Raw genomic sequence first — 9108 nt, 5'->3', positions numbered from 1 at the left:
CGCCGAGCGCGAGGCCCGGGCCCGCGCCGCGGCACGTGCCGCTCGCGCGGCGCACGAGGCGCAGGTCGCGAGCGCCGTCGCCGAAGGCGCCCGGCAGTTGCTCGTGCACATCGAGCACTCCCTCGCCGAGGCCGCCGCCGACAGGACCGCCTCCGAGCAGGAGCGCGCCGTGCGCGAGGCCGAGCTGACGCGCGAGCGCGCCCGCAGCCGCGAACTCAAGGCCGAGCTCGACAAGCTGACCGACTCCGTCCACCGCGACGAGGTGCTTCGCGCCGAGAAGCGGCTGCGGATGGAGCAACTGGAGAGCAAGGCGCTGGAGGAGCACGGCATCGAGTCCGACGCCCTCCTCGGTGAGTACGGCCCGGACCAGCCCGTCCCGCCGCCGCTGCCCGCCGAGGGCGAGGAGCCGACGGAGGAGGCCGCCCCCCGCCCGTACGTGCGCGCCGAGCAGGAGAAGCGGCTCAAGGCCGCCGAGAAGGCCTACACCCAGCTCGGCAAGGTCAACCCGCTCGCGCTGGAGGAGTTCGCCGCGCTCGAGGAACGCCACCAGTTCCTCTCCGAGCAGCTGGAGGACCTCAAGACCACCCGGCGCGACCTGCTGACCGTCGTCAAGGAGGTCGACGAGCGGGTCGAGCAGGTGTTCACCTCCGCGTACCACGACACCGCGCGTGAGTTCGAGGGCGTCTTCTCGCGGCTCTTCCCGGGCGGCGAGGGGCGGCTCATCCTCACCGACCCGGAGAACATGCTCACCACCGGGGTCGAGGTGGAGGCCCGCCCGCCGGGCAAGAAGGTCAAGCGGCTCTCCCTCCTCTCCGGCGGCGAGCGCTCCCTGACGGCCGTCGCGTTGCTGGTCTCGATCTTCAAGGCGCGCCCCAGCCCGTTCTACGTCATGGACGAGGTCGAGGCCGCGCTCGACGAGACCAACCTGCGCCGGCTGATCGCGATCATGGAGGAGCTGCGCGACAACTCGCAGCTGATCGTGATCACGCACCAGAAGCTGACGATGGAGTGCGCCGACGCGCTCTACGGCGTCTCGATGCGCGGCGACGGCATCTCCCAGGTGATCAGCCAGCGGCTGCGTGACGAGCCTCGCAAGCCCCCGCGTGAGCTGCGCCGCTCGGACGAGCCGGAGCCGGTGTCCGAGTAGGTCCCTGCGCGTACCCGATACTGGGAGGGCCATGGAAACCGTCATTCTTGCTGTAGTCATCGCTGTGGTCGCCGTTGCGGCGGCCGCTGGTCTCGTCGTCACCGGTCGACGGCGCAAGCAGCTGCCCGCCCCCAAGGCGCAGCCGCAGATCTCCAAGCCCGCCGCCCCGACGACGGTCCAGCCGCCGGCCGAGCCGCAGGTCGGCGAGGATGCCGCGGTCAGTGCGCCCGAGGAACGGCGCACCGTCGAGGAGGTCGTCCTCCCCGCCCAGGCCGAGGCGGCCCCCGAGCTCGAGGTGCCCGAGCCGACCGCCGGCCGCCTGGTCCGGCTGCGCTCGCGCCTGGCCCGCTCGCAGAACACCCTGGGCAAGGGCCTGCTGTCGCTGCTCTCCAGGGACCGCCTCGACGAGGACACCTGGGAGGAGGTGGAGGAGCTGCTGCTGACCGCCGACGTCGGCGTCCAGCCGACCCAGGAGCTGGTCGAGCGGCTGCGCACCCGCGTCAAGGTGCTCGGCACCCGCACCCCCGACGAGCTGCGCGGCCTGCTGCGCGAGGAGCTCGTCGCCCTGATCGACCCGTCGCTGGACCGCACTCTGCACGTCTCCCGCCACGACGAGGAGACCCCGGCCCGACCGGCGGTCCTGCTGGTCGTCGGCGTGAACGGCGTCGGCAAGACCACCACCAGCGGCAAGCTCGCCCGCGTGCTCGTCGCCGACGGTCACACGGTGGTCCTCGGCGCCGCGGACACGTTCCGCGCCGCCGCCGCGGACCAGCTGCAGACCTGGGGCGAGCGCGTCGGCGCCCGCACCGTCCGCGGCCCGGAGGCCGGCGACCCGGCCTCGGTCGCCTTCGACGCGGTCAAGGAGGGCATCGCGGAGGGCGCGGACACCGTCCTCGTCGACACCGCCGGTCGCCTGCACACCAAGACCGGCCTGATGGACGAGCTCGGCAAGGTGAAGCGCGTCGTCGAGAAGCACGGCCCGGTCGACGAGGTGCTGCTCGTCCTGGACGCCACGACCGGCCAGAACGGTCTGGTCCAGGCGAAGGTCTTCGCCGAGGTCGTCGACATCACCGGCATCGTGCTGACCAAGCTCGACGGCACCGCCAAGGGCGGCATCGTCGTCTCCGTCCAGCGCCAGCTCGGCGTCCCGGTCAAGCTCATCGGCCTGGGAGAGGGCGCGGACGACCTGGCCCCGTTCGAGCCCGGCGCGTTCGTCGACGCCCTGCTGGGCTGACCCGCCGCAGCACCCCGACGAAGGCCCCGAAGCCGCCGCCCGCACCGTGCGGGCGGCGGCTTCGTCGTTCGTCGCTCAGCGCCGTCCGGCCAGCTCCGGGGCGCGGCGGTGGCTGGCGTAGGCGAGGGTGCCGAGCAGGAGCTTCGGGTCCGGGAGGCGGGCGGCGTTGTCCTCCGTCGGGGGCCGCAGCCAGCGCGCCCCGGGGGAGGGGGGAGCCGGTACGGAGGAGCCGGGGCCGTGCGGGAGGAGGTCGAGCTCGGCGTCGTCCCAGCCCGTGCGGTAGAGCAGCTCGGGCAGGCGGGAGGCCGTCTGGGGCGCGACGAAGAAGTACGCGCGGCTCTGGGCCGCGAGAACGGGGCCGGGTCGGATGCCCATGCGCTCCAGACGGACCAGCGCCTGGCAGCCGGCCGGCTCCGGGACGTCGAGGACGTCGAAGGCCTGGCCGGTGAGCAGGAGAACGCCGGGGCCGTCCAACTCGGCGGCCCAGCCCCAGCGTGAGCGGTACTCCGCCGCGGCCTCGGTCCGGGTCAGCCTGGCCCGGCGCCGCTGAACCCGGAGCCAGCTGTCGCCGAACAGGGAGTCGGTGCTCATCAAGTCCACTCACCTCCAACCGATCGGGGGAGACCTTGGTTACGGGGCGCATGCCCGCCTGCTTCGCGCCTTCACAATTCGGGCACGGCAGACGGTCGTTCGGGTGGTGTGCTAGTCAATATCTCCGGAGTGCCGGTTCAGGATCGGGCCCATCGGGCTCCTTCGGACCCGGCGTCGGAGAACGGCGGCGAACATCCTGCTCACCAGTGAAGCGCGAGTGAGTCGCGGGAAGTTCACTCGTAGGGGTGGCGAAAGGTGGCGTTTCTCCGTACAAGCTCCCCCGGTCGGCGCAAATCGCGCTACGTTCCTGATGCAGGGTCGGAGAACCCGGCGCGACATGAGCACGTCAGCGGGTATGCCACTGGCACGGTCGGGTTCACCGACGCCAACTCATCCCGCTTTTACGCAAACTGACGGCCACGAGCCCGGGATGGGGGCGTTCCGGTGGGCGACAAGCAACCCAACGACAAGCTGACCGCGTGGTTCGTCCGCAGCGGATGGTCCAAGGGCGAGTTGGCCCGTCAGGTCAACCGCCGCGCACGGCAGATGGGTGCAGCGCACATCAGCACCGACACCTCACGGGTGCGGCGCTGGCTCGACGGTGAGCAGCCGCGCGAGCCGATCCCGAAGATCCTCTCCGAGCTCTTCTCGGACCGGTTCGGATCACCCGTCCCGGTAGAGGATCTCGGCCTCAAGGCGGTGGCGCCGCTGACCCCCGGGTCCGGAATCGACCTGCCCTGGGGCGGCGAGCAGACGGTCCAGCTCATCTCCGAGTACTCCCGCAGCGACCTGATGCTCAACCGCCGGGGCTTCCTTGGGACTTCGCTGGCGCTCACGGCCGGGTCCGCCCTGATCGAGCCGATGCAGCGCTGGCTCACTCCGAACGCGCACGGCCGTCCGACACCGGCGCTGGCCGCCGCCCGCGAGGGCGAGCCGGTCACGGGCCGCCTCTCCGGCCCCGAGCTCGACCTGCTCGAGTCGACGGTCATGATGTTCCGTCAGTGGGACGCGCAGAACGGCGGCGGCCTGCGCCGCAAGGCGGTCGTCGGCCAGTTGCACGAGGTCTGCGACCTGCTGCAGGAGAGCTACAGCCCGCAGACCACCCAGCGCCTGTTCCAGACCACGGCCCAACTCGCCCACCTGGCGGGCTGGATGTCCTACGACGTCGGCATGCACCCGAGTGCGCAGAAGTACTACGTGCTCGCGCTGCACGCCGCCAAGGAGGCGGGGGACCGCCCCTTCGGCGGGCTGATCCTGACGGACATGTGCCGCCAGATGATCCACCTGAACCGCCCCGGTGACGCGCTGGAGCTGATCCACCTGGCCCAGTACGGCGCCCGCGACACGGCGAGTTCGCGCCAACTCGCGCTCATGCACGCCATGGAGGCCCGCGCCTACGCCAACCTCGGCGAGGCGGGCAAGTGCTACCGCGCCGCCCGGCACGCCGAGGACTGCTTCGACGAGGCCGGCCGGAACGACCCGATCCCGGACTGGCTGGGCTTCTTCTCCGAGGCCGAGCTGCACGCCGAGAACGGCCACTCCTACCGCGACCTCTGCTACCACACCGGCCGCAGCCAGGTGTACGCGCTGCAGGCGGAGCCCGAGATCGGCGAGGCGGTGCGGCTCTTCTCGGACGACCCGGGCCACAAGCGCTCCTACGCCCTCAATCTGATCGGCATGGCCAGCGTCCACGTGCTCAACCGGGAGCCCGAGGCCGCCGTCGCCACCGCCGAGCAGGCCATGGAGATCGCCGCGCGGATTCGTTCTGAACGTGTCAATACGCGTCTGCGCAAGACGACCGAGGCGGCCCAGCGGGAGTTCAAGGACGTGCCCAGTGTGCGCCGGCTGCGCGAGCAGATCGACCAGACGCTGCCCGACAATCTGACCAACAAGAACAGCGCCTGACCTCGCAGGGTTCGAGCACGTCCCTTCTGAGCTGCCGATTCGCCGCGAAAGCGGATTGTTCTCCGGCCGCGAGCACCGTCCCCCTTCACCCGACTCGGCTCCCCCACGCCAGGTCATCCGGACGGTTCTCGCGGCCGGTTTTCGGTGAGGTCCCGTTCATCCGGGCGTAACACCGGCGTCAGCTTCGTCACCGGTGCGAAACAACAGCGGGCATCTGCGGAAACCGGCCTGCGTCAATCTCCTCAACATCAGCCGACGAACCCCGGGGGCACGGGACGGGATACCCGGGATCGGAGCGGCCCGACAATCGAGGAGACGCCGATGCCCAGCGGCTTCAGCGGCGGAGACACCGCATTCGTACTCATAAGCGCGGCACTGGTCATGCTGATGACCCCGGGCCTCGCGTTCTTCTACGGCGGCATGGTCCGGGTCAAGAGTGCTCTGAACATGCTGGCCATGAGCTTCATCGCGCTCGGCATCGTCACAGTGCTGTGGGTGCTCTTCGGCTTTTCGATCGCCTTCGGCCCTGATTCATTCCACGGTCTCATCGGCGACTTCTCGATGGTCGGCATGCGCCACATCGGAATGAACCAACTGTCCGGAACCATTCCGGTGTTCGCATTCTCGATGTTCCAACTGATGTTCGCGGTGATCACTCCCGCGTTGATCTCCGGAGCGATCGCGGACCGGGCGAAGTTCAGCGCCTGGGCTGTCTTCATCGCCTTCTGGGTCACCGTCGTCTACTTCCCGGTCGCCCACTGGGTCTTCTACACCGACAACGGCAAGGGCGGCTGGCTGGTCGACCACGTCGGCGCGCTGGACTTCGCCGGCGGTACGGCGGTCCACCTCAACGCCGGTATCGCGGGCCTGGCCCTCGCCCTGGTGCTGGGCAAGCGGGTCGGCTTCAAGAAGGACCCGATGCGTCCGCACAGCCTGCCGCTGGTGATGCTCGGCTCCGGTCTGCTCTGGTTCGGCTGGTTCGGCTTCAACGCGGGCTCCGCGCTCGCCGCCAACGGCCTGGCCGGCCTCGCCTTCACCAACACCCAGGTCGCCACGGCCTCCGCGATGATCGGCTGGCTGATCTTCGAGCGGATCAAGCACGGCGCGTTCACCACCCTGGGCGCCGCCTCCGGCGCGGTCGCCGGCCTGGTCGGCATCACCCCGGCCTGCGCCTACATCAGCCCGCTGGGCGCGATCGCGCTCGGACTGATCTGCGGCGTGCTCTGCGCCTGGGCGATCAGCCTCAAGTACAAGCTCGGCTTCGACGACTCGCTCGATGTCGTGGGCGTCCACGCGGTCGGCGGCGCGGTCGGCGCGCTGCTGATCGGCCTGCTGGCCACCGGGGGCGGCGGCTCCGCGGCCAAGGGCCTCTTCTACGGCGGCGGCTTCGCTCAGCTGGGCAAGCAGGCGATCGGCGTGGGCGCGGTCGGCGTCTACTCCTTCGTCCTGGCCTGGATCATCGGCATGGTCATCCAGAAGACGATGGGCTTCCGGGTCTCCGAGGAGGTCGAGATCGCCGGTATCGACCAGGCCGAGCACGCCGAGTCGGCCTACGACTTCAGCGCGGTGGGCGCGGCCCTGTCCAAGGCCTTCTCCTCGTCGGCGCCCGCGGCGCCGACCGCCAAGAAGACCGCAGCCGACAGCCCCGCCGAGACGAAGGTCGATGCCTGAGATGAAGATCATCACCGCCGTGATCAAGCCGCACCGCCTGGACGACGTCAAGGAGGCCCTGCAGTCCTTCGGCGTACACGGCCTGACGGTCACCGAGGCCAGCGGCTACGGCCGGCAGCGCGGCCACACCGAGGTCTACCGGGGCGCGGAGTACACCGTCGACCTCGTCCCGAAGGTCCGCATCGAGGTGCTGGCCGAGGACGACGACGCCGACAGCGTCATCGAGGTCATCGTCAAGTCGGCCCGGACCGGCAAGATTGGTGACGGCAAGGTCTGGAGCGTGCCGGTCGAGACCGCCGTGCGGGTCCGCACGGGCGAGCGCGGACCGGACGCGCTGTAGGCAGTACGCCGAGGGCAACACTGGCCGGCGGAGCGGACTCGTGACCGAGGAGGGCGCGAGTCCGCTGCGCCGTATCTCCGACCGGAGGAGAGACGTGACGGATCAGCAGGCCGACGGCGACAGGGCCGAGACCGGATACGCCGCGGCACGGCTCGCGTTGCTGCGGGAGGACGGCCGCACCGGCGCGGCCCGGCGTGCGGCGCTGTCGCAGCTGACGGACCGCTGGCTCCAGGGCCTGCTGACCGACGCGCTGCAGGGCGCGCCCGGCGACGGCGTCGCGCTGGTCGCGGTCGGCGGCTACGGCCGCGGCGAGCTGTCCCCGCGCAGCGATCTGGACGTGGTGCTGCTCCACGACGGCGGCGCCCGCGCGTCGGCGGTCCCGGCGCTGGCCGAGCGGCTCTGGTACCCGATCTGGGACCAGGGCATGGCGCTCGACCACTCCGTGCGCGACCTCGGCCAGGCCCGCAAGGTGGCGGCCGAGGACCTTAAGGCCCAACTCGGCCTGCTGGACGCCCGCCACGTCGCGGGCGACCCGGCGCTCGCGGCCTCGCTGCGCTCCGCCGTCCTCGCGGACTGGCGCGCCACCGCGCCCACCCGGCTGCCCGAACTGCTCCAGCTCTGCCGCGAACGCGCCGAGCGGCAGGGCGAGTTGTCCTTCCTGCTGGAGCCGGACCTGAAGGAGGCCCGCGGCGGCCTGCGCGACGTCACCGCGCTCGACGCCGTCGCCGCCTCCTGGGTCGCCGACGCCCCGCGCGCGGGGCTGGCCGACGCGGCCGCCCGGCTGCGCGACGTCCGCGACGCGCTGCACCTGGTCACCGGCCGGGCCACGGACCGGCTCAGCCTCCAGGAGCAGGACGCCGTCGCCGCCGAGCTCGGCCTGCTCGACGCGGACATCCTGCTGCGGCAGGTCTACGCGGCGGCACGAGTGGTCGCCTACGCCGCCGACGTCACCTGGCGCGAGGTCGAGCGGGTGCTGCGGGCCCGCAGCACCCGCGCCGGCCGCCGCAGGTTCGGCTTCGGCACCGGGGCCGCCCGCGGCCCGATCGAGCGGCGACCGCTGGCCGAGGGCGTGGTGGAGATGGAGGGCGAGGCGGTGCTCGCCGCGCCCGCGCGTCCCGGCCAGGATCCGGCGCTGCCGCTGCGCGCCGCGGCCGCCGCCGCGCAGGCCGGCCTGCCGTTGTCGCTGAGCACCGTGCGCCGCCTGGCGGCGGAGACCAGGCCGCTGCCGGTGCCGTGGCCGGACGAAGCCCGCGAGCAGCTGATCACGCTGCTGGGCGCGGGGGAGAACGCGATCCCGGTCTGGGAGGCGCTGGAGGCCGAGGACCTGGTCACCCGCCTGCTGCCGGACTGGGAGCGGGTCCGCTGCCGCCCGCAGCGCAACGCCGTGCACCGGTGGACCGTCGACCGGCACCTGGTCGAGACGGCCGCGCGCGCCGCTGCGATGACGCGCCGGGTCGCCCGCCCCGACCTGCTGCTCGTCGCCGCCTTCCTGCACGACATCGGCAAGGGCTGGCCCGGCGACCACTCCGAGGCCGGCGAGGTGATCACCCGGGACGTGGCCGCCCGCATCGGGTTCCCGAAGCAGGACGTGGAGACCTTGGCGCTGCTGGTCCGCCACCACCTGCTGCTGGTCGAGACGGCGATGCGCCGCGACCCGGACGATCCGGCGACCATCGCGGTGATCACGGACGCGGTCGGAACCGTCGGCGTCCTGGAGCTGCTGCACGCCCTCACCGAGGCCGACGCGCTGGCCACCGGCCCGGCCGCGTGGAGCAACTGGCGGGCGACCCTCGTCGCCGACCTGGTCCAGCGCGCCGCGGCGGCGCTGGCGGGGGACGGCGCGCCGCCGGAGAGCGCGACGGAGGCGACGGCGGAGGAGGAGCGGCTGGCCGTGGAGGCGGCGCGGACGGCGGGGCCCGCCCTGTCCGTGCGCGCGGAGGCGGAGGGTGGCGAGAGCGCGGGGTCACGCGGCGGCGGCCCGTACGGCGAGCCGATGGGCGTCGAGCTCACCCTCGCCCTGCCGGACCGGCCGGACGTGCTGCCGACGGTCGCGGGCGTCCTCGCCCTGCACCGGCTGACCGTCCGCACGGCGGCGATCCGCGAGCTCGACCCGATCGGCGCGGGGCCGGTGCTCGTGCTGACCTGGAAGGTCGCCGCCGAGTTCGGCGACGTGCCCGAGGCCGCGCGGCTGCGCGCCGACATCCGCCGCGCCCTCGACGG

At 72.3% G+C, this 9108-nt stretch carries 7 protein-coding genes; 6 read left to right on the top strand and 1 reads right to left on the bottom strand.

Going from position 1 to position 9108, the window contains the following annotated elements:
* Nucleotides 1-1147: AAA family ATPase (locus TR48_RS32595; RefSeq protein WP_042373997.1), on the top strand; the 1147-nt coding region annotated here is incomplete at its 5' end.
* Between the two features lie 31 nt (nt 1148-1178).
* Nucleotides 1179-2381: a signal recognition particle-docking protein FtsY gene (gene ftsY, locus TR48_RS32590; RefSeq protein ID WP_042373996.1), complete on the top strand. Its 1203-nt coding sequence runs from the start codon at nt 1179-1181 to the stop codon at nt 2379-2381.
* Nucleotides 2382-2456: 75 nt separating this feature from the next.
* Here the strand turns inward: ftsY and TR48_RS32585 are convergent, their stop codons facing one another.
* The gene (locus tag TR48_RS32585) at nt 2457-2972 is read right to left on the bottom strand and encodes a bifunctional DNA primase/polymerase (protein WP_042373995.1); all 516 of its coding nucleotides are present in this window, start codon (nt 2970-2972) and stop codon (nt 2457-2459) included.
* Nucleotides 2973-3416: 444 nt separating this feature from the next.
* Between TR48_RS32585 and nsdA the strand changes: the two genes are divergently transcribed.
* From nsdA to TR48_RS32565, 4 genes are all read left to right on the top strand, one after another.
* Nucleotides 3417-4877, top strand: a complete 1461-nt coding sequence (gene nsdA, locus TR48_RS32580) for a transcriptional repressor NsdA (protein WP_042373994.1) — start codon at nt 3417-3419, stop codon at nt 4875-4877.
* A 321-nt stretch (nt 4878-5198) separates the two neighbouring features.
* A complete protein-coding gene (locus tag TR48_RS32575) occupies nt 5199-6548 on the top strand; it encodes an ammonium transporter (protein WP_042373993.1) in 1350 nt (449 codons plus the stop codon).
* A 1-nt stretch (nt 6549) separates the two neighbouring features.
* A complete protein-coding gene (locus TR48_RS32570) occupies nt 6550-6888 on the top strand; it encodes a P-II family nitrogen regulator (RefSeq protein ID WP_042373992.1) in 339 nt (112 codons plus the stop codon).
* Nucleotides 6889-6982: 94 nt separating this feature from the next.
* The coding region (locus TR48_RS32565) for a [protein-PII] uridylyltransferase (RefSeq protein ID WP_042374004.1) at nt 6983-9108 on the top strand (2126 nt) is incomplete at its 3' end.

The organism is Streptacidiphilus neutrinimicus, assembly GCF_000787815.1.
GTDB lineage: Bacteria > Actinomycetota > Actinomycetes > Streptomycetales > Streptomycetaceae > Streptacidiphilus > Streptacidiphilus neutrinimicus.
This window is presented reverse-complemented; position numbering and strand designations above follow the sequence as displayed.